The organism is Herbidospora cretacea (assembly GCF_001570605.1).
Lineage (GTDB): Bacteria > Actinomycetota > Actinomycetes > Streptosporangiales > Streptosporangiaceae > Herbidospora > Herbidospora cretacea.
Genome location: NZ_BBXG01000006.1, coordinates 1 through 24,662, shown reverse-complemented (window position 1 = coordinate 24,662; position 24,662 = coordinate 1). Strand labels below are relative to the sequence as shown.

The window sequence follows — 24,662 nt, the reverse complement described above, 5'->3', positions numbered from 1 at the left end:
GTCGTCGGCCGAAAGGCCTTTTCCGTTACGGCTTCGCGCGATCTCGGGCCGTCTGACCACGTGGCGGTGTCACAGTCGTACACAAGAAGACGCCGGCCCCCGTGGGGGCCGGCGCCTTCCTTGCTTGTGCCGCCCGGTCAGGTCAGGGGACCGGGTGACGGGTCTAGACGGAGATGCGGCCCGCGCCCGCGCCGGCGGTGACCGACGACTTGACGTTGGAGGCGGTCTCGACGGAGTAGGAGTAGGGGATGGAGTTGACGCTGCCGCCGGCCTGGCCCGTGCCGGAGTTGACGAAGTGGTTGTCGCGGGCCACCAGGGTGCCGGGGCCGGAGTCGCCCTCGCCCAGGTGGTAGGGGTCTTCGGTGTTCTCGAAGTAGTTGCCCTCGACGAGCACGCCCGCGCCCTCGGTGGAGGCCACGCCGTAGCTGCTCACGCCGCCGTAGTAGTTGTTGTAGACGTGGACCGGGTTGCCGAACCGGACGCGCGGGTGGCGCTGGCCGGTGCCGTCGAACCAGTTGTGGTGGTAGGTCACCCGCAGGTGGCCGCGGTCCTCGGAGCCGTTGCCGTCGTCGTGGCCGAGCAGCATCGACTTGTCGTGGTCGTAGATGCGGTTCCACGACACGGTCACGTAGTCGCTGGCCCGCTTGATGTCGATCGCGCCGTCGTAGCCGTTGGACAGCGTGTTGTGGTCGATCCAGACCCGGGTGGAGTACTGGACGTTGATGCCGTCGTCGTTCCAGTTCCGGAACGTCAGGTTGCGGATGATCACGTTGGTGGCGTTGGAGACGTTCAGGCCGCAGCCCTGGATCACCGCGCCCGAGTTGCCGATGATCGACTTGTTCGAGCCGACCGAGATCATGCCGGAGCACGAGATCGTCCCGGAGACCCGGACCACCGCCGCGTTGGAGCCGGAGACCGCGCTGCTCAGGGCCGAGGAGCTGGTCACCGTGGTCGCCGGGGCGCTGCCGCCGCCGGTGGTGCCGCCGCCCTGGGTGGCCCAGCCGACCAGTCCGCCGGGGGGCGGGCCGACGGTCGGGGTCGTCGTGGGCGTCGGCGTGGGAGTGGGCTGGGGCCCGCCGGCCGGGGTGAACGTCCAGTGCTTGGTGATCGTGTTGTCGCAGGAGTTCTGCTGGATCACGGCCAGCGAGGCGGTCGAGTTGTCGCGGGTGTTGACGCACTTGGCGCCGTTGCCGTTGACGATCCGGGTGCCGTTGGAGGCGTCGGAGAACGTCCAGGTCTGCGACGCCGACCCGTTGCAGGTCTGCTGGACGATCGCCTTGCCCGCCGAACTGCTGCTGTCCTGGACGCCCAGGCACTTGCCGCTGTGCCCGGCGGTGATGCGGTAGCCCGAGCCCTGGGCGGTCAGGGTGAAGCGCTGGTTGGCGCCGCCCGTGCAGGCGTACTGGATGAGGCCGGCTCCGTCGGCCGTGCTGACGTTCAGCACGTCGAGGCAGAGGTTGCTGCCCCGGTTGACGACGGAGTAGGTCCCCGCGCCGGGGGCGGCCTGGGCGCCGGTGGCCATGGGGACGACCACGCCGGCGGCGGCCAGGACGGCGGCGCCGAAGGCGGCGAGGATCCGCCCTCTGACACTCAGTCTGGACACGAGTGATGCTCCTCTCTCAAGGTGGGAGCACAACATAAGCGCGCGTTCCATGTAGCGGAACGCCGCCTGGTTGGCGATCTCCCCGAAATGGGCCGACGCGAGATGGAGCATGAAACTTACAGTTGATCTTGTTTCATGACTTGATTCCATGTTTCATGTAATGGATTTGTAGATCCCTCTACGAGACTGGGTGAGCAGTGGACGTCGTGGTCGTCGGTGAGCCCCTGGTCGAGTTCTCGGCGGAGCGTCCGCTCACCGACGCGGACACCTTCCGCCTCTCGTTCTCGGGTGACGCCCTCAACGTCTCGGTCGCCGCGGCGGGCGCGGGCGCGAGAACGGCCCTGGTCACCCGGGTCGGCGCCGACGAGTTCGGCGAGCGCCTGATCCGCTTCGCCGGCGCCAGGGGCGTCGAGACGGCCTGGATGCACCCCGGTGACGGCCCGACCGGGGCCTACGCGGTGGGGGCCGACCCGAGCGGCGAGCGGGCCTTCGCCTACATGCGGCGGGGCAGCGCCGCCTCCCGGCTGACCTTCCAGGACGTGCTGGCCTCCCCGGCCGCCGACGCGCGCGTGCTGGTCCTGAGCGGGATCACCGCCGCCCTGTCGGGAGACTGCGCGGAGGCCGTCCGCCACGCGGCCAAGTCGGCCACTGGCCACGTCGTCTACGACCCCAACTACCGCCCCCGGCTCACGAGCCCAGAGGCGGCGGCCGAGATGCTCACGGAGATAGCGCCCCGGGCCTCCCTGGTCAAGATCTCCTCCCCCGGCGACAGCTCGGCCCTGCTCGGCACGACCGATCCCCGCGAGACCATCACCCGCTGCCTCGGCCTCGGGGCGGGCGCGGTCGCGGTCACCCTCGGGCCCGGCGGGGTGCTGCTGGGGACGGCGGAGGGCGTACAGGAGATCCCGGCCGTGCCCGCACCGGAGATCGTCGACCAGACGGGGGCCGGTGACAACTTCACCGGGGCGCTGGCCGCCTGGCTGGCGCGCGGGGAGTCGCTGCGGGAGGCGGTGCGCGCGGGCGCGGCGGCGGCGTCGGTGTCGCTGGCGGGCCAGGGAGGGACGGGACGCGTGGCGGGCAGCGCCGAGATCGAGAGCCTGCTGTCCTGAGGGCCGGCCGGCGGAGGGATCAGCGCAGGGTCAGCGTGGTCGGGGCGCCGAGGGCGAGGGAGACCTCGCGGGCCGCCGAGACGATCTCGGGGGCCAGGTCTCTGAGCACGTCACGTTCCATGTCCATCGCGAGCGTCGAGATCGAGATGCCCCCGAGGACCTGGCCCGTGTGGTCGAACACCGCCGCGCCCACGCACCGGATTCCCGGCACGTTCTCCTCGTCGTCGATCGCGTAGCCCTGCGCCCGGACCTGCACCAGGTGGTCGAACAGCGACTCCACCGTGGTGATGGTGTTGGGGGTCAGGCCCACCAGGGGCGTGCGGGAGCAGATGGCGCGGACCTCGTCGTCGTCGAGCTGCGCCAGCAGCGCCTTGCCGATGGCGGTGGTGTGGAGGCGCAGGCTCATGCCCACCCGCGACGGCATCTGGTAGGGGCGGCGGCCCTCCAGCTTCTCGATGTAGACGGCCTCGTCGCCGCTGCGGATGGCGAAGTGGGTGGTGAAGCCCGTGCGGTCGTGGAGGACGCGCAGCGCGCCCGCCGCCTGGCGGGCCGGGTCGAAGCGGGTCATCACCCGGCCGGCGAGGGTCAGGATGCGCGGGCCGGGCTCGTAGCCGCCGTTGCCGTCGGTGCGGGCGAAGTCCCAGTCGACGAGTGACTGGAGGATGCGGTGGACGGTCGACTTGGAGATGCCGGTCGCGGCGGCGATGTCGGTGATCCGGTGGTGCTCCGCGATCGCCTCGAGCACGGCGAGCGCCTTGTCTATGGAACTGCCTTCCCTGACCACCCCATGAGCCTACTAGTGGAACCGGTAGGCGGTCGTTGACCTGAACTCCTCCCCCGGGCGCAGCACGACCGGCGGGAAACCCGGCCGGTTCGGAGAGTCGGGGAAGTGCTGGGTCTCCAGGCACAGGCCGGCGTGCGGGCCGTAGGGGGTGAGCGCGGGCGACAGCATCCCGCCGGCGTAGAACTGCACTCCGGGCTGGTCGGTGGTCACCTCCATCGCCCGGTCGCCACACTCGACCCGCATCCGGCCGCCGGGGTTCAGCGCGTAGTTGTGGTCGTACGCGCCGCCGAGGCGGGCGCCGACCGCGACCGGACGCCGGAAGTCGAACGGGGTGCCCTCCACCGGGGCGAGCTCGCCGGTGGGGATCTTGTGCTCGTCGACGGGGGTGTACGCGTCGGCGTCGATCGTCACCACGTGGCCCAGCACGTCGCCGCCGCCGGCCAGGTTGAAGTAGCTGTGGTTGGTCAGGTTGAGCACGGTGGGGGCGTCGGTGGTGGCGGCGTAGTCGATCCGGAGCGCGCGGTCGGCCAGGGTGTAGGTGACCGCGACCGACAGCGTGCCCGGGTAGCCCTCCTCGCCGTCGGGGCTGACGTAGCGCAGGGTGATCGAGCCGGGTGAGACGTCGGCGGCCCAGACGCGTTTGTCGAAGCCGCGCACCCCGCCGTGCAGCGCGGCCGTGCCGTTGTTGCGGGCGAGTTCGTAGGTGGTGCCGTCGAGGGTGAAGCGGCCGCCGCCGATGCGGTTGCCGTAGCGGCCGACCACTGCGCCGAAGTAGCGGCTGCGGGTCAGGTAGTCGCCGAGGGTGGCGCAGCCCAGCACCACGTCGACGCCGTCGACCTCCAGCGACTGGATCACGCAGCCGTAGGTGAGGACCGCGGCGGTGAGGCCGCCGCCGGTCAGGACGTGCCGTTCGACCTTCTCGCCCTCAGGGGTCTCCCCGAAGCGCATCTCTCACCGGTCCCGTCGAGTCGCGGATGATCAGGTTGGTGGCCAGGGTGGCGAGCGCCGGGGTGACCGGCGCGCCGACGAGCTGGAGGAGCAGGTCGACGGCGGTGCGGCCGGCCGCCTCGGCGGGCATGGCGACCGTGGTCAGCTTGGGGCGGCTCACCCGTCCGGCGACGATGTCGTCTATGCCGACCACGCTGACGTGGCCGGGCACGTCGACGCCGAGCGAGGTCAGGCCCTCGACCAGGCCGATCGCCATCAGGTCGTTGTAGGCGAGCACGCCGGTCACGCCGGACGAGGCGACCGGCCGCGCCAGGGCCAGGCCGCCGTGTTCGGTCGGGGAGTTGGGGCCCAGGACCGTCAGGTCGATGCCGGGCACTGAGCGGGCCGCCTCGGTGATCTCCTTGGACGTCCACGACCCGGCGGGCCCGGCCAGCAGCGCGATCCGGCGGTGGCCGAGCGACACCAGGTGGGCGATGGCCTCGCGGGCGCCGCTGCCGACGTCCATCAGGACGTTGGACATCCCCTTCATCCGCCGGTTGACCACGACGAACGGCACGTCCTCGTGCAGCTTCTCGATCACCCGGTTGGACAGGCGCGGGGAGCAGAGCAGGACGCCGTCGACCTGTTTGGCCAGCGTCTGGATGAGCTCCTCCTCGACCGACGGGTCCTCGTCGGTGTCGGCGACGAACACGTGGTAGTCGCGGGTGCGGGCGTGGGCCTGGGCGCCCTTGATCAGGTGGGAGAAGAACGGGTTGGCGATGTCGGCCACGATCAGGCCGAGGTTGTGGGTGCGGCCCGTGGTCAGGGCGCGGGCGGCCCGGTTGGGGCGGTAGCCGAGGTCCTCGGCCGCCGCCAGGACCCTGGTCCTGGTCTCGGGATTGACCAGGTGCGGCGCCGAGAACGTGCGCGAGACGGTCGAAACATGTACCCCGGACGCCTGCGCCACATCACGGATCGTCGCTGCCACGGGGAAATTAATGCAAACGGTTGCATCAGTGTCAAGCCGTAGAAATTGACCCCTTGACGTTTCTCGGGAGTGAAGGGAATGTTTCGTGCAACCGGTTGCAGTGACACCCCTCCGCTCTCGCTAAGGAGTCACGGCCATGCGTGTCGCACGGTCGCCGCGCACCCCCTATGTCCTGATCGCCCCGGCGGTGATCGCGATGCTCGGGTTCCTCGTCTACCCGATGGGCAGCGTGATCTATTACAGCCTGCAGCACTACGACGTCACCCAGCCCTGGGACAACGGCTTCGCCGGCCTGGAGAACTTCCGCGTCCTGCTGTTCGAGGACCCGCTGTTCTGGCAGAGCCTCGGTTTCAGCGTGAAGTGGGTCGTCGTCGAGGTCGTGCTGCAGCTGCTGTTCGGGCTGGCGCTGGCCCTGATCGTCAATGAGACGTTCATCGGCAGAGCGATCTCCCGGGCGCTCGTGTTCTCACCCTGGGCGGTGTCGGGAGTGCTCACGACCGGCATCTGGATCCTGCTCTACAACCCCTCCACGGGGATCTTCCGCTACCTCGCCGACCTGGGCGTCGGCAGCTACGACACCGCGCCGCTGGCCGACCCCTCGACCGTGTTCGCGGCGGCGGTGGTGGCCGAGTTGTGGCGCGGGGTGCCGTTCTTCGCGATCCTGCTGCTCGCCGACCTGCAGACGGTCTCCGGCGAGCTGTACGAGGCCGCGTCGGTCGACGGCGCCTCGCGCCTGCGCAGGTTCGTGCACATCACGCTGCCGCACCTCAAGGACGCGATCATCCTGTCGACCCTGCTGCGGGCCGTGTGGGAGTTCAACAACGTCGACCTGCTCTACACGCTGACCGGCGGCGGCCCCGCCCACCAGACGACGACCCTGCCGCTCTACGTGGCCGCCAAGGCCGTGCAGTCGCACGACTTCGGCTACGGCTCGGCGCTGACCACGGCCGCGTTCGTGGTGCTGACCTTCTTCTCGATCGCCTACCTGAGGCTGAGCAAGTTCGGAGCCCGCTCATGAACCGGGTGAGCCGCTGGCAGATCTACGTGCCGCTGGGCCTCTATCTGCTGTTCACGCTCGTTCCCTTCTACTGGATGGTGGTCTTCGCGTTCCGGCCGCGCGGCTCGGACTCGCTGCTGCCGTGGCCGGTCACCTTCGACCACTTCGAGCACGTCTGGACCGGCATGGGGTTCTCGATCTTCTTCCAGAACTCGCTGCTGGTGGGTGTGGCCTCGCTGATCTCGACCACCGTGATCGCCCTGGCGGGCGGCTACGCGCTGGCCCGCTACGACTTCCGGGGCCGGCAGGCGTTCCTGGTCGGCATGCTGTGCACCCAGTTCATCCCGGGCGCGATGATGCTGATCCCGCTGTTCGAGATCTTCCGCACGCTCGGCCTGGTCAACTCGCTGTGGGCGCTGGTGATCGCCGAGACCGTCTTCCAGCTCCCGCTGTCGCTCATCCTGATCAGCGGGTTCGTCAAGAACATCCCGGTCGAGCTCGAACAGGCGACCTGGGTCGACGGCTGCTCGCGGCTGCGCGGCTTCTTCGCGGTCGTGCTGCCGATGCTGCGGCCCGCGCTCGTCGCGGTCGGGTCGTTCGCGTTCATCCACTCATGGAACAACTTCCTCTTCGCGCTGATGTTCGTGAACGAGCAGGACAAGTTCACCCTGCCGGTCGGGCTGGCGTTCACGATCGGCGAGTTCAGCGCCGACTTCGGGGCGCTGGCGGCCGGCGGCGTGGTCGCGGCGGTGCCGGTCGTGCTCGTCTTCGCGGTCATCCAGCGCTATCTCGTGCAGGGCCTGTCGGCGGGGGCGGTGAAGGGCTGATGAGAGTACTGGTGACGGGTAGCGCCGGGCGGTTCGGGCGCAGCGTGGTGGTGGCGCTGGCCGACGCGGGCCACGAGGTGGTCGGGATCGACACGGCGGCCGGGACCCCGGCGCGCGCGCTGTGGCTCCCGGCCGACCTCACCGACCTGGGCGAGGCGTTCGAGGTGATGACCCGGTTCCGGCCAGACGCCGTCGTCCACCTCGCCGCCGTCGCGACGCCCTTCTCGCGTACGGACGGCCTCACCTTCCGGGTCAACACCCAGCTGGCCTTCAACGTCTGCGAGGCGGCGGCGCGGACCGGGGTGCCGAAGGTGGTGGTGGCGTCGAGCCCGACGGTCATCGGCTACGGCGCGCCGGGCGGCTGGACGCCCGCCTACCTGCCGATCGACGAAGACCACCCGACCGCGCCCTGGAACGCCTACTCGCTGTCGAAGCTGGTGGCCGAGCAGGTGATGGCGAGCTTCGCCCGCGCCTCGGACACGCATTTCGCGGCGATCAGGCCGTGTTTCGTGGTCGCCCCCGAGGAGTGGGAGGGCGCGCCGACGCAGTCGGGCCACACCATCCGGGAGCGGCTCGACCGGCCGGACGTCGCCGGGGTGTCGCTGTTCAACTACGTCGACGCGCGCGACGCCGCCGACCTGGTGCTGACTCTCGTCGAGCGGATGCAGGAGGTGCCCAGCGGCGAGGTGTTCTTCGCCTGCGCGCCCGACGCGCTGGCCCGGGAGCCGCTGGCCGAGCTGCTGCCGCAGGTGATCCCGTCGACGGCCCCGTTCGCGGCCTGCCTGACGGGCGCCTCCCCCGCCTTCTCCGCCGCCAGGGCCGGGCGGCTGCTCGGCTGGCAGGCCAAACGCAGCTGGCGCACCGAGATGGGAGACATCTGACATGAACCTCAGCGGGGTTCTCTTCTTCCCCGTCACGCCCTTCGACTCCGAGGGGCGGGTGGCCGAGGACGTGCTGGCCGAGCACCTGTCCCGCGGCCTGGCCCACGGGCCGGGCGGGGTGTTCGCCGCCTGCGGGACCGGCGAGTTCACCTCCCTGTCCGAGTCGGAGCACGCCCGGGTCGTCACCGTCGCCGCGCGGACGGCGGCGGGGCGGGTGCCGGTGTTCGCCGGGGCGGGCGGGCCGCTCGGAGCCGCCCTCGCGCACGCCCGGAACGCCCGGGAGGCCGGCGCCGACGGACTGCTCCTGCTGCCGCCCCTCGCCAGGGGCCCCCGGTACGCCGACTACGTCGCAGCGGTCGCGGCCGAGGGGCTGCCGGTCATCCTCTACGCCCGCGACCACCTGGTCCTCTCACCGCGGGAGGTCGTGGCGCTGGCCGACATCCCCGGGGTGATCGGGCTGAAGGACGGCATCGGCGACATCGACCGGACGCAGCGGATCGTGCGGGCGATGGACGGGCGGGACTTCACCTTCTTCAACGGGCTGCCGACGGCCGAGCTGACGATGCCGGCCTACCGGGCGATCGGGGTCGGCCTGTACAGCTCGGCGGTGTTCGCGTTCGCGCCGGAGATCGCGGTGGCGTACAGCAGAGGGAACGAGCGGCTGCTCCGGGAGTTCTACGCGCCGCTGGTGGAGCTCAGGTCGAAGGTGCCCGGATACGCGGTCTCGCTGGTCAAGGCCGGGGTCCGGCTGCGGGGGCTGGACGCAGGGCCGGTGCGGCCGCCGCTGGCCGACCTGTCCCCCGGCGACCTGGCCGAGCTCGACCGTCTCGTCAAGACAGGGCTGGATCTGACATGACGCGGATCGCGGGCCTGCACACGCTCCCGCTGCGGGCGGACCTGCCCCGGCCGTGGGGGCCCGGCGTGCCGCACCACCACGTGATCGCCTGCACGCTCGTCCTGGACGACGGGCGGACCGGCACCGGCTTCTCCTGGACCCCCTCGATCGGGGCGGCGGCGGTGACCGGCCTGCTCGACCACGACATCGCCGCGTTCGTGAAAGGGCTGCCGCCGCATCCGGAGGTGGTCTGGGACCGCCTGTGGCGGCATCTGCGCGAGGCCGGGGGCGGCGGCGTCACGACCATGGCGATGGCGGCCGTCGACATCGCGCTCTGGGACCTGCGCGCCCACGAGCTGGGGCTCGGGCTGGCCGACGCGCTCGGGCGGCGGCGGGACACCGTCCCGGTCTACGCGAGCGGGGTGAACCGGCACTACTCGCTCGGCGAGCTCACCGACCAGGCGCGCCGGTGGATCGGCTACCCGGCGGTGAAGATGAAGGTCGGCCGGGACGACGACGTCGAACGGGTGGCCGCGGTCCGGGAGGTCATCGGGCCGGACACCCTGCTGATGGTCGACGCGAACCAGCGGTGGGACCTGTTCCGGGCGCGTGCCGCCATCCGGGAGCTGGAGCCCTTCGGCCTGCACTGGGTCGAGGAGCCGCTCCCCGCCGACGACATCGCGGGGCTGCGCCGCCTGCGCGAGTCGGTCGGCGTGCCGATCGCCGCGGGTGAGAGCCTCGCCACGATCCACGAGTTCCGGGCCCTGCTGGACGCCGTCGACGTCGTCCAGCCGAATGTGGTGCGGGTCGGCGGGATCACGCCGCTGATGCGGATCGCCGAGCTGGCCCGGCTCCACGGCGTGCCCACCTACCCCCATCTGCTGCCGGACCTGTCCGCGCAGCTCGCGCTGGCGCTCCCGCTGCCGTGCATGGTCGAGGACGTCGAGGACGCGTCCCTGGCCGCGCTCGGCCTCCTCGACGGGCCGCCGCCGGTCGAGCCGGGCCCGGACGGCGTCCGCGTGGGCGCCCACCTGGGTCACGGCCTCCGTTTCCCCACCTTGGAGGGCCGATGACGAACGGCACCACCACGCGCACCGTCCCGGTCGTCCTGGCCGGGGCGTACGGCCACGGCTGGTGGCACCTGGAGAACCTGCGGCGGCTGTCCGAGGGCGGGCTGGTCCGGCTGGCGGGCGTCTGCGACGTGCGGGAGATCGATCCCGGCCTGCTGCGCGGGCTCGGCCGCCCCGAGCGGTCGGCCGACCTCGGTGAGCTGATCGAACGGACCGGCGCCGAGGTGACGATCCTGGTCACCCCCATCCACACCCATCGCGACCTGGCGATCCGGGCGCTGGAGGCGGGGTCGCACGTGCTGCTGGAGAAGCCGCCCGCCGCGACCATGGCCGGGTTCCGGGAGATCGAGGCGGCCGTCCGGACCACCGGCCTGGCCTGCCAGGTGGGGTTCCAGAGCCTCGGCTCGGCGGCGATCCCCGCGATCCGCCGGCTGGTCGCCGAGGGCGTCATCGGAGAGGTGCGCGGCATCGGCGTCGCCGGCGCCTGGGAGCGCCCCTCGGCCTATTTCACCCGCTCGGCGTGGGCGGGCAAACGCCGAGCCGGGCGGATCGACGTCATGGACGGCGCGCTCACCAACCCCTTCGCGCACGCCGTCGCGACCGCCCTGGCCGTGGCGGGCAAGGGGCTGGCCGAGGACGTGGCCGGGATCGACGCCGAGCTCTTCCACGCCAACCCCATCGAGGCCGACGACACCTCCTGCCTGCGCATCCGATTAGCTGACGGGCCGCCCATCACGGTAGCGGTCACCCTGACGGCCGACCGCAGGCACGAGCCCTACGTGACCCTCCACGGCACCGAGGGGCGGATCACGCTGACGTACACGCTGGACAGGGTGCGGGTGGAGAGCCGGGCGCGCGGCGTGTCCACCACCTCCCACACCCGCGCCGACCTGCTGGAGAACCTCGTCTCCCACGTCCGCGACGACGTCCCGCTGCTGGTGCCGCTGGCGCGGACGGGCGCGTTCATGCGGGTGCTGGAGGAGATCCGGCTGGCCCCCGACCCGCTGCCGATCCCGGACGAGTACCAGGAGATCGCCGACGACCGCCGGACGATCCCCGGCGTCGCCAACCTGACCGCGCGCAGCGCCGAGCACCTGGCGCTGTTCTCCGAGCTGGACGTGCCGTGGGCGCCCGCGCGGGCGGTCCTCGACGTCGCGGGCCGGCCGGTCGCCGAGTACAACTGGCGGCCCGAGCTGGCGACCACCCTGTCGCCCCGGCCCTACCTCCACCCGGTGCGGACGCTCGGCGGGGTCACGGTGACCGAGGTCAACCCGCCCGACCACGTCCACCACCTGGGCGCCTCGATCGCGGTCTCCGACGTCTCGGGGCGCAACTTCTGGGGCGGCCGGACCTACGTCCGGGACACCGGCCCGACGTGGCTGGACAACCACGGCGTGCAGAACCACGTCGCCTTCACCCGCCGCGACGACCGCGGCTTCACCGAGACGCTGCGCTGGACCGGCGTCGACGGCCTCGACCTGATCGAGGAGCGCCGCACGGTCGAGGCCCGCCCGCTGGGCCGGGGCTGGGCCCTCGACGTGGAGTTCACGCTGCGGAACCTCACCGGCGAACCGCTCACGATCGAGAGCTCGGCCACCAAGGGCCGCGCCGGCGCCGGGTACGGCGGCTTCTTCTGGCGGGCCCCCGGCGAGTCGGCCGACCGGACCGCGTTCACCGCCCTCGGCGACGAGCCGCACGGCAGCCGCGCGCCCTGGCTCGCCCTGTCCAGCGACCTCTGGACACTGATCTTCATCCAGAACGACGACCCGTGGTTCGTCCGGGTGGACGAATATCCGGGCGCCGGACCGGCCCTGGCCTGGGACGCCCCGCTCGTCGTCGAGCGCGAGCTGACCCGCCGGGTCGTCACCGTGATCGCCGACGGCCGTCTCACCCCCGGTGAGGCCGCCGCCCTGGCCGCAGACATCGGGGACATCCAACGAGAAAGGTAGACACGATGGCCAGACGCCTGCTGTGTGCCCTGTTGATAGGCGCCGGTCTGACCCTGACCGGATGCGGCGGCGAGTCCGCCCCCGCCGCCGACGGCACGACCACCATCACCTTCTGGGACGACAACGGCGGCCCCGCCCGCACGCCGGTGTGGCAGCACATCATCGCCGAGTTCCAGAAGGCCAACCCGAAGATCAAGGTCCAGTACGTGGGCATCCCCATCGCCCAGGTCCAGCAGAAGTACGACACCGCCATCGCCGGCGGCGGCCTGCCCGACGTGGGCGGCGTGTCGACGGCGATGCTCGCCAACCTCGTCGCCCAGAAGGCGCTCGACCCGGTCGACCTGACGGGCCTTCCCCTGAACGAGCAGGTGGTGAACTCGGTCACGTCGGTGGTGCCCGACGGGAAGACGTACATGGTCCCGATGTCCACCAACATGGGCGTCTTCTGGTATCGGACCGACTGGTTCAAGGAGAAGGGCGTCACCCCGCCGGAGACCTGGGACCAGTTCTTCGACGCGGTCGCCGCGCTCACCGACAAGGGGCAGAACCGCTACGGCTTCACCATCCGCGGCGGCGCGGGCTCGATCGCCCAGGCTCTGGAGGTCGTCTACGGCCAGTCGGGCATCAAGGAGATGTTCACCGGCGCCGGAGTCTCGACGGTGAACGACCCGCTCAACGTCAAGGCCCTGGAGAGGCTGGCCGGGCTGTTCAAGACGGCCACGCCCGAGGCCGACGCCACCAACGACTACGCCAAGATGGTCGCCCAGTTCGACGGCGGCTCGATCGCGGTCATGCAGCACAACCTCGGGTCCTACAACGACCACGTCAAGACGCTCGGCGCCGGCAAGGTGGCCGCGCTGCCCGTCTTCCGCCCGGCCGACGGCGCGCCGCGCGCGGTGCTGTCGAACCCGATCGCCGGGATCGGCCTGTTCGCGAGCGGCGAGAAGAAGGACGCGGCGCTGGCGTTCGCGAAGTTCGCCGCGAGCAAGGCGATGAACAGCTACTGGGCCGACAAGACCGGCGTGCTGCCGGCCAACACCGAGGTGAACTCCGAACCGTGGATCAAGGAACGGCAGCACGTCTCGGCCGCCCTGGACGTGCTGAACGACCCGGCCACCGCCGTGGTCCAGATGCCCTACCACCTGCCCGAGTTCAACGCCATCACCAAGACCGACGCCGAGCCGAACTTCCAGAAGGTCCTCCTCGGGGAGCTCCCGGCCAAGGACTTCCTCGACGGCATGGCGGCCGCGCTGACCGAGGCGCAGGCCAAGTACAAGCAGCGCAACGGCGGCTGACCCCGAACTCCCGTACGTCTCCCGCCCCCTGACCTGGCGGGAGCCGTACGGGCTCTCCTGAGGAGACACGCATGCTCGCTCTCGCCCTGGTGGCGACCCTGCTGTCGGCCGACGGCTGGGCCTCCCACGGCACCGGCACCACCGGAGGGGCCGGCGGCACGGTGCACACGGTCGCGACCCGCGACCAGCTCGTGACGGCGCTCCAGGCCCCCGGCCCGAAGATCATCAAGGTCACGGGCTCCATCGACGGCAACCTGCCCTGCTCGGCGTACGTGACCGGCGGCTACTCCCTCGACGCCTACCTGACCGCCTACGACCCCGCCACGTGGGGCCGCGTCGACCCCGCGGGCCCGCAGGAGGACGCCCGCGCGGCGTCGGCCGCGCGGCAGACCGCCCGGATCAAGCTCAAGGTCGGCTCGAACACCACGATCGTCGGCGTCGGGAAGACCGCCCGGCTGAAGGGCGTCAACCTGCACGTCGACAAGGCCGACAACGTCATCATCCGCAACATCACCTTCGAGGACGCCCACGACTGCTTCCCGCAGTGGGACCCGCTCGACGGCGCGACCGGGAACTGGAACTCCCTCTACGACAACATCTCGGTGACCGGCTCGACCCACGTGTGGGCCGACCACAACACCTTCACCGACGGCGGCAACCCCGACAGCGCGCAGCCGGTCTACTTCGGCCGCCCCTGGCAGGTGCACGACGGCCAGCTCGACATCACCAACGGCAGCGACTACGTGACCGCGTCGTGGAACCGCTTCACCGGCCACGACAAGACGATGCTGATCGGCTCGACCAACAACCCGTCCCAGGACCTGGGCAAGCTCCGGGTGACCGTGCACCACAACCACTTCGAGAACACCCTCCAGCGGCTGCCGAGGGTGCGCTTCGGCCAGGTGCACGTCTACAACAACTACTACGAGGTGTACGACCCCGCGGCCTTCGTCTACGCCCTGGGGGTCGGCGTGCAGTCGCAGATCTACAGCGAGAACAACCTCTACCGCCTGGGCCGGGGCATCGACCCGGCGAAGATCCTCTACAACTGGGGCGGCACCGCCCTGACCGCCCGGGGCGACCTGCTCCGGGTGGGCGGCAAGGTCACGCCCTTCGACCCGATCGCCGCCTACAACGCGGTCAACGACCCCGACTTCGGCACCGACGCGGGCTGGACCCCCACCCTCCACTCGGGGGTCGACCCGGCGGCCGACGTCCACGAGAAGGTGTCCCGGCACGCCGGGGCGGGCGAGATCGGCTGAGGAGACCGGCGGCTCCGCGTCCCGGAGCCGCCGTCGCTCTCCTCACTGGGAGAAGACCCCGTCGACCCGGCGCGGGACGCCCAGCGGGTTGTCCTCCCGCAGCTCGGCCGGGAGCAGCTGGTCGGGCAGGTCCTGGTAGGCGACCGGGGTCTGCCAGCGGCGGATCGCGGTCGCGCCCACCGACGTGTGCATCGGGGTGGTGCTGGCCGGCCACGGCCCGCCGTGGTGCATCGCCCACGTCACCGCGACGCCGGTCGGCCAGCCGTTCCAGATCACGCGCCCGGCCAGCCGCGCCAGCTCGGGCACCAGCGGCGCCGCCTCGACCGGGTCGGCCGAGTGGACGGTCGCGGTCAGCGACCCGGGCAGGTTGCGGAGCACCTCGGGCAGATCGGAGATCTCCTGGTAGGTCACCACGATCGCCGACGGCCCGAAGCACTCCTCGGCCAGCTCCGGCAGCCCCATCGAGAACGTGGTCAGGTCGGCGGTGTAGACGCGCGGCGCGACGGCCCCCTCGATCGGCCCGGCCAGCCCCCGGGCCAGCTCGGTCAGCTTCCCGTCGAGCGAGGCGGCGCCGGTCTCGAAGCCCTCCCGGATCGCGGGCGTCAGCATCGCCCCGCCGGTCGTGGCGGCCACCGCGGCCGTGATGGCCTTGAGCAGTTCGGCGTCGTCGGGCACGAACAGCAGCCCGGGATTGGTGCAGAACTGCCCGACCCCCAGCGTGAGGGAGGCGGCGAACCCCTCGGCGAGCCGCGCCGGGTCGGCCAGCGCCGAGGGCAGCACGACGACCGGGTTGACGCTGCCGAGCTCGCCGTAGAACGGGATCGGGTCGGGCCGCTCGTCGATGAGCGCCTGGATCGCCTTGCCGCCGCGCAGCGACCCGGTGAACCCCACGGCGGAGACGAGCGGATGCTGAACCAGCTCACGCCCCGCCTCCAGCCCCTCGACCAGGCCCAGGAGGTCGGGGTCGGGCAGCGCGGCCTTGATCACCTCGGCCACCCGCCGCGACAGGACCGGGTGTCCCGGGTGGGCCTTCACCACGACCGCGCACCCGGCGGCCAGGGCGGAGGCCACGTCGCCGCCCGCGACCGAGAACGCGAACGGGAAGTTGGAGGCCGCGAACACCCCGACCACGCCCGGCACCGGCTGGAACATCCGCCGCACGTCGGGCTTGGGCGGGGCCGCCGACGCGTCGGCGTGGTCGATGACCGCCTCGACGTGGCCGCCGTCGCGCAGCACGTCGGCGAACAGCCGGAACTGGACCGCCGAACGGGTGATCTCACCACGCAGCCGGGCCTCCGGCAGTGCCGTCTCCTCGCGCGCGACCGGCCACAACTCCTCTTCGGCCATCAGCAGCGCGTCGGCGACGCGGTCGAGCACCTCGGCGCGTTCGGCGGCGGGGCGGGTGCGCCAGACCTCTCCGGCGCGGGCAGCTTCATTGATCATCGAGACCTCCCATTTGGTAATATATGACATTTTTAGATAGATCTTCCCGGCCGGTTGTCGATTCCGCTGGACCCTGGTCGTCGGGTAGACGGAAGCACCGACAACCGAACCGAGGAGCAGGAAAATGCCCCAGTACGCCGTCATCATCCACTCGCCCGCCCCGGCCGACCCGATGGACCTGACGCCCGACTACCTCGCCCTCCTCGAAGGTTACGGCGCGAAGGTCGCCGAGCTCGGCGGGACCATCGTCACCGGCTTCGCCCTGGAGCCCAGCACCACCGCCACCTCGATCCGCGGCGACGTCGTCACCGACGGCCCGTTCACCGAGGCCAAGGAGGTCGTCGCCGGGTTCTTCGTCCTGGAGGCCCCCGACCTGGACGTCGCCCTCGCCATCGCCAAGCTCAACCCGGCCACGATCGACGGCGGGGTCGAGGTCCGGCCGCTGTTCACCCCGCCCGCTGGATGAACGAGACCGAGCGGGCCGTCGCCGACGCGCACCGTCACGAGTGGGCCTTCGTGCTCGCCGCGACGGCGCGCGTCACCGGCGACTTCGACCTCGCCGAGGAGTGCGTCCAGGACGCCTACATCGCCGCCCTGGACGCCTGGGCCCGCGACGGCGTACCCCGCAAACCGGGCGCCTGGCTGACCCAGACGGCCCGGCGCAAGGCGCTGGACCTGCTGCGCAGGGACAAGGTCTTCCGCGCCAAGATGCCCCTGCTCGTCGAACCGGACCCCGGCGGTGCCGACGTGAACCTGACCGACCCCGACGACATCCCCGACGAGATCCCCGACGACCGGCTCCGGCTGGTCTTCACCTGCTGCCACCCGGCGCTCGCCCGCGAGGCGCAGGTGGCGCTGACCCTGCGCCTGGTCTGCGGCGTGACCACACCCGACATCGCGCGCGCCTTCCTGGTGTCCGAGCCGACCATGGCCGCCCGCATCACCCGGGCCAAGAAGAAGATCACCGCCGCCCGGATCCCCTACCGGGTGCCGGTAGCCGCCGACCTGCCCGAACGCCTCGACGCGGTGCTGTCGGTCATCCACCTGCTCTACACCACCGGCCACACCGCCCCGTCGGGCGCCGGCCTGGTCCGCACCGACCTGGTCGACCGCGCGGTCGCGCTGACCCGCATGCTGCTGGCCCTCATGCCCGACGAGCCGGAGGTGCGCGGGCTGCTGGCGCTGCTGCTCCTCACCGACGCCCGCCGCGCCTCCCGCACGGACGCGCGGGGGCGGCTGGTGGTCCTCGAAGACCAGGACCGCTCGCTCTGGGACCGCCGGGCCATCGCCGAGGGCCGCGACCTGGCCGTGGCCGCGTTCCGGACCGGCCGGGCCGGGCGCTACGCCCTCCAGGCGGCCATCGCCTCGCTGCACGCCGTCGCCGACAGCCCCGCCACGACCGACTGGAGACAGATCGTCGCGCTGTACGGCCTCCTGCTGAAGATCTGGCCCTCCCCCGTCGTGGCCCTCAACCGCGCGGTGGCGGTCGCCATGGTCGACGGCCCGGCGGCGGCGCTGGAGGAGGTCGACCTGCTGGCCACCGACGAACGGCTGGCCGGATACCACTACCTCCCGGCGGTCCGGGCCGACCTGCTGCGCCGCCTGAAGCGCCACGAGGAGGCCGCCGGTGCCTACCGCGCCGCCATCGCGCTGGCCGACAACGAGGCGGAGCGGAAATTCCTCGAAAGTCGTCTCGCCGAAGTTGTCGATTCGCCCTGAGGCCGCTCGTCGGAAGGTCAGACGAACGAAGGAGACCTCCCGATGAAGGCAACGCGCCGCGAATGGCTGGGACTGACGGTCCTGGCCCTGCCCACCCTGCTGCTGTCCCTGGACGTCAGCGTGCTCTACCTGGCCCTCCCCCACCTCAGCCGCGACCTCGGGGTCACCGGCACCGAGCAGCTGTGGATCCTGGACATCTACTCGTTCATGCTGGCCGGGTTCCTGGTCACCATGGGCACCCTGGGCGACCGGATCGGCCGCCGCAGGCTCCTGCTGATCGGCGCGGCGGCCTTCGGGGTCTGCTCGGTGGCGGCCGCCTACGCGACCAGCCCCGGGATGCTGATCGCCGCCCGCGCGCTGCTCGGCGTGGCCGGGGCGACGCTGATGCCGTCGACGCTGGCGCTGATCAGGAACATGTTCCGCGACCCGAAGGAGATGGCCGGGGCGATCGGCCTCTGGTTCTCCTGCTTCATGGGCGGCATGACCCTCGGCCCGCTGGTCGGCGGCGCCCTGCTCGACCACTTCTGGTGGGGTTCGGCCTTCCTGCTCGGTGTGCCGGTCATGGTCGTGCTGCTGGTCGTCGGCCCGGTGCTGCTGCCCGAGTACCGCGACGCCCAGGCGGGCCGCCTCGACCTGACCAGCGTCGCCCTGTCGCTGGCCGCGATCCTGCCGGTCATCTACGGCCTGAAGGAGATCGCCCGCGGCGCCGCCGGCCTGGTCGCCGTCGCGGCGATCGCCGCGGGGCTCCTCGCCGGGTTCGGTTTCGTCCGCCGTCAGGGCCGCCTCACCAGCCCGCTGCTCGACCTGAACCTCTTCCGGAACCGCTCGTTCAGCAGCGCCCTGGGCACCTCGCTGGCACTGGGCGTGGTGATGGCCGGGATCACCCTGGTCACCAGCCTCTACCTGCAGAGCGTGGCCGGGCTCTCGCCGCTGGAGGCCGGGCTGTGGATGATCCCGCAGGCCGTCGCGATGGCCGCCGGCCTGATGACCGCCCCGCGCCTGGCGGCCAGGATCCAGCCCGCCCTTCTGATGACCGCCGGGCTGGTCGTCGCGGCGGCCGGGATGTTCGTGCAGACCCAGACCAGCGTGGCGACCGTGGTCGCCGGCCTGACCCTGGCCGGGATCGGCATCGCCCCCACGATGGCCCTGACGATGAACCTGATCATGGCCGCGACCCCGCCGGAGAAGGCCGGTTCGGCGGCCTCCCTGTCGGAGACCGGCGGCGAGTTCGGCATCGCGATGGGCATCGCCACCCTGGGCAGCCTGGCCACCTACGTCTACCGCTCGTCGTTCACGGGCGCCGACGAGACGGCCCGCCAGGGCATCACCGAGGCGGCGGCCGCCGCCCGGCGGATCGGCGGCACGGCCGGTGAGCAGCTCATGGAGGCGGCCAGGACGGCCTTCACCTCGGGCCTGGTCGTGGTGGCCTCGGTCGGGACCGTCGTCTTCGCCGCGCTCGCCCTGCTGGTGTGGGTGGCGTTCCGGGACGTCCCCGTCATCCGGGAAGAAGCCGCCGAGGAGTCCGACCTGATCCCGGCCTGATCAGCTCGCGACGAGGCCCTCCAGTTTGTCGAGCCACCCCTGATGGACGCGCCCGAACGGCTCCCGCCGCTCGGTCACCGCGTCCATCAGCCATTTCGCGGCCCCGACCGACTGCTCGATGACCTCCTGGGGATAGCCGTAGAGCTCGCGGTGCTCCTCGAACTCGTCGGCGTCGTCGAGGAAGATCCGCCCGTCGGTCTTGCGGATCACGTCGAGATCGAGGTCGATCATGGTGATCTCGGTGTCGGAGACGACGGGGACCGTGGTGACGTCGACGTAGACGGCCGTCTCGTGGGGGTGGGCGTTGAACGAGGCGGCCCACCAGGCGTCGCGGGGGAACAGCATCACGAACGGGAACTCGTAGACGAACTTGGGTTCGTAACCCTTGACGCCCACGATGCCCTTCCGGTGGCCGGTCCAGACGCCGTGCTCGTCCTCGCCGAGGAGGACACCGGGGAAGTTCCAGTGGAGGGAGCCGTCGTATTTACGGTAAACGATCGCCAGGTCCGTCACGTCATCCGACCTTAACCGAAGGTGGGACAGAATCGGAGGTATGCGTTTCGCCATTCTGGGCCCCCTCGACGTGCGCCGCGACGACGGCACCGCCGTCGAGCTCGGCGGCCCCCGCGGACGCACCCTCCTGGCCGCCCTCGCCCTCGACGCCGGCCAGGTCGTCCCCACCAGCCGCCTGATCGACGTCCTCTACGGCGCCGCCCCACCGGCGGGGGCAGCCAACGCCCTCCAGGCCCAGGTCAGCCGCCTGCGGACCGCGCTGGGCGGCCACATCACCCACACCCCGGCGGGCTACCGCCTCGACGCCGATCCCGCCGACGTCGACGCCCACCGCTTCGAGCGCCTGGCCGCCGCGGGCCGCCTCACCGAGGCGCTGTCGCTGTGGCGCGGCCCGGCGCTCGACGGCCTGCCCGCCACCCTGGCGCCCGCCGCCGCCCGCCTGACCGAGCTCCACCTGACGACCTTCCTCGCGATGGCCGACGAGGTCCTGGCCGGTCAGGGGCCGGTCGCCCCGCTCCTGACCGGCGACGGCGCGGTCCCCGGACTGCCCGGGATGATCGACCGCCATCCCCTCAACGAGGGCCTGCGGGCCCGTCACATCAGGGTCCTGGCCGCCCTCGGCCGCCCGGCGGAGGCGCTGGCCGCCTACGAGGAGGCCCGCCGTCTCCTCGACGAGGAGCTCGGCGCCCGGCCGTCGGCCGAGCTGACCGCCGCCCACCTGGCGGTGCTGCGCGGGGAGAGCGCCCCTGCGCCGCCCCACCCCGCGGTCCACGACCCGGCCCCCGACCGGCCCGAGCGGGTCGGCGTGCCCACCCAGCTCACCGACCTGGTCGGCCGGGACGCCGAGCTGGCCGCCGTCCGGGAGCTGATCTCCACCACCCGCCTGGTCACCCTGACCGGCCCCGGCGGCACCGGCAAGACGCGGCTGTCCGCCGAGGCCTGCGCCCACGTCGACGCCCCCGTCTACTTCGTCGAGCTGTCCCCGCTGGCCGACGGCGCCGAGGTGCCGCAGGCCGTTCTCAGCACGCTCGGGCTCCGGGAGGGCCGCCTGCTCAAGCAGGGCGGGCAGCCGATCACCGATCCGTTCGACCGGATCGTGGCCGGCATCGGCGACCGCCGGATGCTCGTCGTGCTGGACAACTGCGAACACCTCGTCGAGGCCGCCGCCGCCTTCGCCGGCCGTCTGCTGGCCGCCTGCCCGGGGCTGCGGATCCTGGCCACCAGCCGCGAGCCCCTCGGCATCACCGGCGAACGCCTGCGCCCGATCCCGCCGCTGGCCCTCCCGCCGTCGGGCGCCGACCCCGCCGACGCCCTCTCCTACCCTTCCGTACGCCTGTTCGCCGACCGCGCCGCCGCCGTGAGACCGGGATTCTGGGAGTCGGCCCAGCCGGGCGAACTCGACGCCGTGGTCCGGATCTGCCGCGCCCTCGACGGGCTGCCGCTGGCCATCGAGCTCGCCGCGGCCAGGGTCCGCACGCTCCCGGTGACCGACATCGCCGACGCGACCGACCCGTTCGCCGTGCTCGCGCGCGGGAGCCGTACCGCCGAACCGAGACACCGCACCCTGCGCGCCGTGATCGCCTGGAGCTGGGACCTGCTCGACGACGACGAGCGGACCCTCGCCCGCCGCCTGACCGTCTTCCGCGGCGGCGCGACGCTGAAAGCGGCGCAGGAGGTCTGCGGCCTGCCCGCCCACGATGTCCTCGACCTGCTCGCGGGGCTGGCCGACAAGTCGCTCGTCGAGGTCGCCGGCACCCACTACCGGATGCTCGACACCATCCGGGCGTTCTGCGCCGAGCAGCTCGCCGAGGCGGGCGAGGAGGAGCGCCTGCGCCAGGCCCACGTGGCCTACTTCCGCGACTTCGCCACCCTCGCCGACCCGTGGCTGCGCACCGGCGACCAGCTCGACTGGCTGCGCCGCCTGGACGCCGACCACGAGAACCTGCTGGCCGCCTTCCGCCACGCGGGCACCGGCGACGCGCTGCTGCTGTTCTCCGGCATGACCGGGTTCTGGTGGCTGCGCGGCCTGCGCAGCGAGGCCGACGTCTGCGCCCGCGAACTGCTGGCCCGCCTCGGCCCCGAGCCGGAGCTGTCCGAGGAGTACGCGCTCTGCGTGCTGAGCGTGATCGTGGGCGGCGGCCCCACCCCCGAGCTGCGCCCGCAGATCGAGCGCGTCACGACCTGGATGAACCGGTTCCGGGCCCCCAACCGCCAGCCGCTCCTGTGGGTGCTCTGGTCCCAGGCCATCGGCCCGCCCGACCCGGCCCTGGCCGACGAGCTGATCGCCGTCCAGGCCACTTACGACCTCGATCCGTGGCTCCGCGCCCTGTCCCAGTTCGGCTGGGGCCTGCTGGCCCTGTTCGAGGGCAGGCCCGCGCGGGCCGAGGAGCACCTCCTGCCGTCGCTGGCCGGATTCACCAAGATCGGCGACCGCTGGGGCATGGCGATGGGCCTCACCGGCCTGGCCGACATCGCCGAGTGGACCTGCCGCCGCGAGGAGGCGCTCGACCTCATCGACCAGGCCCTGGAACTCGTCCAGACCCTGGGCACCACCGTCGACATCGCCGAGCTGCTCTGCCGCCGGGCCCAGAACACCCTCATCCTGTCGGAACGGTCAGGCGCGGCGGCCCCCGCCATGCGCGAGCGCGTCCACGCCGACCTGACCCGCGCCGCCGACCTGGCCCGCCACGCGGGCGCGCTCGAACTGGTCGGCCGCGCCCGCACCGGCCTGGCCGACCTGGCCCGCCTCCACGGCTCCCTCGCCGAGGCCAGGAAGCTGATCGAACAGGTCCTGACCGACCTGGCCCAGAGCGGCGACTGGTTCGGCCTCGACGAGATCCGGGTGGCCGCCAACCTGACCCTGGGCTGGACCGCCTACGCCGAAGGCGACCCCGACCGCGCCGAACACCACCACCGCCAGGCCCTCTCGTCGGTGTACGTCCAGCGCAACCGCCTCCACGCCGCCCGCGTGACCGAGGGCCTGGCCGGCGCCGTGCTGCTCCGCGGCGACCCGGCGGGCGCGGCGGCCCTCCTCGGCATCAGCACGGCCCTGCGCGAGGGCGTGCCCAGCGACGAACCGGACTTCCTCCGGCTGGCCTCCCGCTGCCGCGCCGCCCTGGGCGAGGCGGGCTACGACACCGCCCACGCGAGAGGCCTGGACATGCCCAGGGACCGTCTCATCCCCGTCGTCCTGGAGCTCACCCCACCGGCCTGATCGGGCCGTCAGAGTCCCGTCAGCGATCCGTCAGCGGCGTCAGCGCGTGGTCAGCCGCAGGTCAGCGGCCTGCCCAAGGCTGAGGCCATGACTTCCACCACTCCCGCCGGGAAGAAGTGGGGCACGCTGGTCATCTCGTGCCTCGCGATGCTGCTGCTCGCCCTTGACGTGACCGTCCTCCACCTGGCCACTCCCAAGCTGGTCGAGGACATGACCCCGTCCGCGACCCAACTGCTCTGGATCCTGGACGTCTACGGCTTCGCCCTGGCCGGTCTGCTGATCACGTTCGGCAACATCGGCGACCGCGTCGGCCGCAAGAGGCTCCTGCTGATCGGCACCGTCGCCTTCGGCGCCGCGTCGGCCCTGACCGCCTACGCCCCCACCCCCGAGTTGCTGATCGCCGCCCGCGCCCTGCTGGGCGTCGCGGGGGCGACCATCATGCCGTCCACCCTGTCGATCATCCGGAACGTCTTCACCGACCCGAAGGAGCGCACCACCGCCGTCGGCATCTGGAGCAGCGTCTCGGCCCTCGGGTTCGCCATCGGCCCGGTCGTCGGCGGCGCGCTGCTCGACCACTTCTGGTGGGGTTCGGTCTTCCTGATCAACGTCCCCATCACGGTCCTCCTGGTCGTCGGCGGCGCGATCGTCCTGCCGGAGTCCCGCAACCCCCATCCCGGCCGCCTCGACGTCGTCAGCGTCCCCCTGTCGATCGTCGGCGTCGTCGCCTTCGTGTACGCCTTCAAGATCGCCGCCCACGACGGCGTCGCCGAACCGGTGGTCTGGATCTCCGCCGCGCTCGGCCTGATCACCCTCGTCGTCTTCGTCCGCCGTCAGACCAGGCTCGCCGAGCCCCTGATCGACGTGCGCCTGTTCCGGCTCCGGGCCTTCTCCGGCGCCGTCGGCGCCAACGTGGCGGTCATCTTCGGCACCCTGTCGATCTCGGTGGCCTTCGCCCAGTACTTCCAGCTCGTCCGGGGCTGGTCGCCGCTGATCTCGGGCCTGGCTGGGCTCCCCGGCGGCGTCGGCGCCGCGATCGCCGGCGGCCTGGCCGGCACCCTGATCATGGCCATGGGCCGGGCCAGGACCGTCACGCTGGGCCTGTTCCTGACCTCGGTCGGCTTCTTCCTCTACGGCCTGATCGACGTCGACACCACCTACGTCTTCATGCTCCTGCCGATGATCGTCGCCGGGATGGGCATGGGCTTCACCTTCGCCGTCACCAACGACACCATCATCGCCTCGGTCCCCCGCGAGCGGGCCGGAGCGGCGTCCGCCATCTCCGAGACGGCCACCGAGGTCGGCGGCGCGCTCGGCATCGCCGTCCTGGGCAGCGTGCTGGGCGGCCTCTACACCGGCAACCTGGTCGTGCCGCCGGGCGTGCCCGCCGAGGCGGCCGACGTGGCGGGCACGTCGCTGGGCGGGGCCGTCCACGTGGCGTCCCAGCTCCCCGGCACGCTCGGAACGCAGCTCCTCGAAGCCGCGCGGCGCACCTTCGTCGACTCGATGCACACGACCCTCGCCGTCGGCGCCGTCTCCATGATCGTCCTGGCCGCGGCCTGCCTCTGGGCGCTGCGCGGCACCCCGAAGGAGATCCCCGAGGTCATCCTCGACGACACCGGCAAGGTCGAGGAACCCGCCCACTGAGCGTCGTCGCGGCGGGATGGGGCGCGGCCGGTCGGCGCCGGATGCGGCGGGGGCCGGGGG

General features: G+C 72.1%; 20 protein-coding genes. 14 read left to right on the top strand and 6 right to left on the bottom strand.

Features of this window, described 5'->3' with window-relative positions; genetic code table 11:
• Positions 1 to 163 precede the first annotated feature (163 nt).
• Positions 164 to 1,603 carry a pectate lyase family protein gene (locus AW270_RS12835; RefSeq protein WP_245674688.1) on the bottom strand — a complete coding sequence of 480 codons (1,440 nt, stop codon included), beginning with the start codon at positions 1,601 to 1,603 and terminating at the stop codon, positions 164 to 166.
• 197 nt (positions 1,604 to 1,800) lie between these two features.
• Between AW270_RS12835 and AW270_RS12830 the strand changes: the two genes are divergently transcribed.
• Complete coding sequence (locus AW270_RS12830; protein ID WP_061294300.1) at positions 1,801 to 2,712, top strand: sugar kinase; 912 nt, start codon at positions 1,801 to 1,803, stop codon at positions 2,710 to 2,712.
• A gap of 19 nt (positions 2,713 to 2,731) precedes the next feature.
• Here the strand turns inward: AW270_RS12830 and AW270_RS12825 are convergent, their stop codons facing one another.
• The 3 genes from AW270_RS12825 to AW270_RS12815 are packed head-to-tail and all read right to left on the bottom strand — an operon-like array spanning position 2,732 to position 5,411.
• The gene (locus tag AW270_RS12825; protein WP_082801520.1) at positions 2,732 to 3,496 is read right to left on the bottom strand and encodes an IclR family transcriptional regulator; all 765 of its coding nucleotides are present in this window, start codon (positions 3,494 to 3,496) and stop codon (positions 2,732 to 2,734) included.
• Between the two features lie 12 nt (positions 3,497 to 3,508).
• Positions 3,509 to 4,444, bottom strand: coding sequence for an aldose epimerase family protein (locus tag AW270_RS12820; protein ID WP_061294295.1), 936 nt, complete (start codon positions 4,442 to 4,444; stop codon positions 3,509 to 3,511).
• Positions 4,422 to 5,411: a LacI family DNA-binding transcriptional regulator gene (locus tag AW270_RS12815; protein ID WP_061294290.1), complete on the bottom strand. Its 990-nt coding sequence runs from the start codon at positions 5,409 to 5,411 to the stop codon at positions 4,422 to 4,424. Before AW270_RS12815 ends, AW270_RS12820 begins: the two co-directional genes overlap by 23 nt.
• Before the next feature lie 136 nt (positions 5,412 to 5,547).
• On the opposite strand from AW270_RS12815, the gene AW270_RS12810 reads away from it, so the two are divergent.
• From AW270_RS12810 to AW270_RS12775, 8 genes are all read left to right on the top strand, one after another.
• Entirely contained in the window at positions 5,548 to 6,429 is an 882-nt protein-coding gene (locus tag AW270_RS12810; protein ID WP_061294287.1) for a carbohydrate ABC transporter permease, read from the top strand.
• Positions 6,426 to 7,235 (top strand): carbohydrate ABC transporter permease, encoded by an 810-nt coding sequence (locus AW270_RS12805; RefSeq protein WP_061294284.1) that lies wholly within the window; start codon positions 6,426 to 6,428, stop codon positions 7,233 to 7,235. Before AW270_RS12810 ends, AW270_RS12805 begins: the two co-directional genes overlap by 4 nt.
• Positions 7,235 to 8,116 carry an NAD-dependent epimerase/dehydratase family protein gene (locus AW270_RS12800; RefSeq protein ID WP_061294281.1) on the top strand — a complete coding sequence of 294 codons (882 nt, stop codon included), beginning with the start codon at positions 7,235 to 7,237 and terminating at the stop codon, positions 8,114 to 8,116. The genes AW270_RS12805 and AW270_RS12800 overlap by 1 nt, the downstream gene beginning before the upstream one ends.
• Before the next feature lies 1 nt (position 8,117).
• Entirely contained in the window at positions 8,118 to 8,972 is an 855-nt protein-coding gene (locus AW270_RS12795; protein ID WP_061294278.1) for a 5-dehydro-4-deoxyglucarate dehydratase, read from the top strand.
• Positions 8,969 to 10,024, top strand: a complete 1,056-nt coding sequence (locus AW270_RS12790) for a mandelate racemase/muconate lactonizing enzyme family protein (protein ID WP_061294275.1) — start codon at positions 8,969 to 8,971, stop codon at positions 10,022 to 10,024. The genes AW270_RS12795 and AW270_RS12790 overlap by 4 nt, the downstream gene beginning before the upstream one ends.
• Positions 10,021 to 11,970, top strand: coding sequence for a DUF6807 family protein (locus tag AW270_RS42110; protein ID WP_061294271.1), 1,950 nt, complete (start codon positions 10,021 to 10,023; stop codon positions 11,968 to 11,970). Before AW270_RS12790 ends, AW270_RS42110 begins: the two co-directional genes overlap by 4 nt.
• A 5-nt stretch (positions 11,971 to 11,975) precedes the next feature.
• On the top strand, positions 11,976 to 13,265 hold the full coding sequence (locus tag AW270_RS12780) for an ABC transporter substrate-binding protein (RefSeq protein ID WP_061294269.1): 1,290 nt from the start codon (positions 11,976 to 11,978) through the stop codon (positions 13,263 to 13,265).
• A 71-nt stretch (positions 13,266 to 13,336) separates the two neighbouring features.
• Entirely contained in the window at positions 13,337 to 14,527 is a 1,191-nt protein-coding gene (locus AW270_RS12775) for a pectate lyase family protein (protein WP_061294266.1), read from the top strand.
• 42 nt (positions 14,528 to 14,569) lie between these two features.
• Here AW270_RS12775 and AW270_RS12770 read toward each other — a convergent pair whose 3' ends face one another.
• Positions 14,570 to 16,114 carry an aldehyde dehydrogenase (NADP(+)) gene (locus tag AW270_RS12770; RefSeq protein ID WP_082801519.1) on the bottom strand — a complete coding sequence of 515 codons (1,545 nt, stop codon included), beginning with the start codon at positions 16,112 to 16,114 and terminating at the stop codon, positions 14,570 to 14,572.
• On the opposite strand from AW270_RS12770, the gene AW270_RS12765 reads away from it, so the two are divergent.
• The 3 genes from AW270_RS12765 to AW270_RS12755 are packed head-to-tail and all read left to right on the top strand — an operon-like array spanning position 16,095 to position 19,231.
• Complete coding sequence (locus AW270_RS12765) at positions 16,095 to 16,436, top strand: YciI family protein (protein ID WP_061294260.1); 342 nt, start codon at positions 16,095 to 16,097, stop codon at positions 16,434 to 16,436. The two genes, AW270_RS12770 and AW270_RS12765, sit on opposite strands and share 20 nt — an antisense overlap.
• Entirely contained in the window at positions 16,433 to 17,689 is a 1,257-nt protein-coding gene (locus AW270_RS12760) for an RNA polymerase sigma factor (protein WP_082801518.1), read from the top strand. The genes AW270_RS12765 and AW270_RS12760 overlap by 4 nt, the downstream gene beginning before the upstream one ends.
• A gap of 42 nt (positions 17,690 to 17,731) precedes the next feature.
• A complete protein-coding gene (locus AW270_RS12755; RefSeq protein WP_061294258.1) occupies positions 17,732 to 19,231 on the top strand; it encodes an MFS transporter in 1,500 nt (499 codons plus the stop codon).
• On the opposite strand, the gene AW270_RS12750 is transcribed toward AW270_RS12755, so the two are convergent.
• A complete protein-coding gene (locus tag AW270_RS12750; RefSeq protein ID WP_061294255.1) occupies positions 19,232 to 19,744 on the bottom strand; it encodes a DUF402 domain-containing protein in 513 nt (170 codons plus the stop codon).
• 40 nt (positions 19,745 to 19,784) lie between these two features.
• Between AW270_RS12750 and AW270_RS12745 the strand changes: the two genes are divergently transcribed.
• On the top strand, positions 19,785 to 22,958 hold the full coding sequence (locus AW270_RS12745; RefSeq protein ID WP_061294252.1) for an ATP-binding protein: 3,174 nt from the start codon (positions 19,785 to 19,787) through the stop codon (positions 22,956 to 22,958).
• Positions 22,959 to 23,045: 87 nt separating this feature from the next.
• A complete protein-coding gene (locus AW270_RS12740) occupies positions 23,046 to 24,602 on the top strand; it encodes an MFS transporter (protein ID WP_061294249.1) in 1,557 nt (518 codons plus the stop codon).
• Positions 24,603 to 24,662 lie beyond the last annotated feature (60 nt).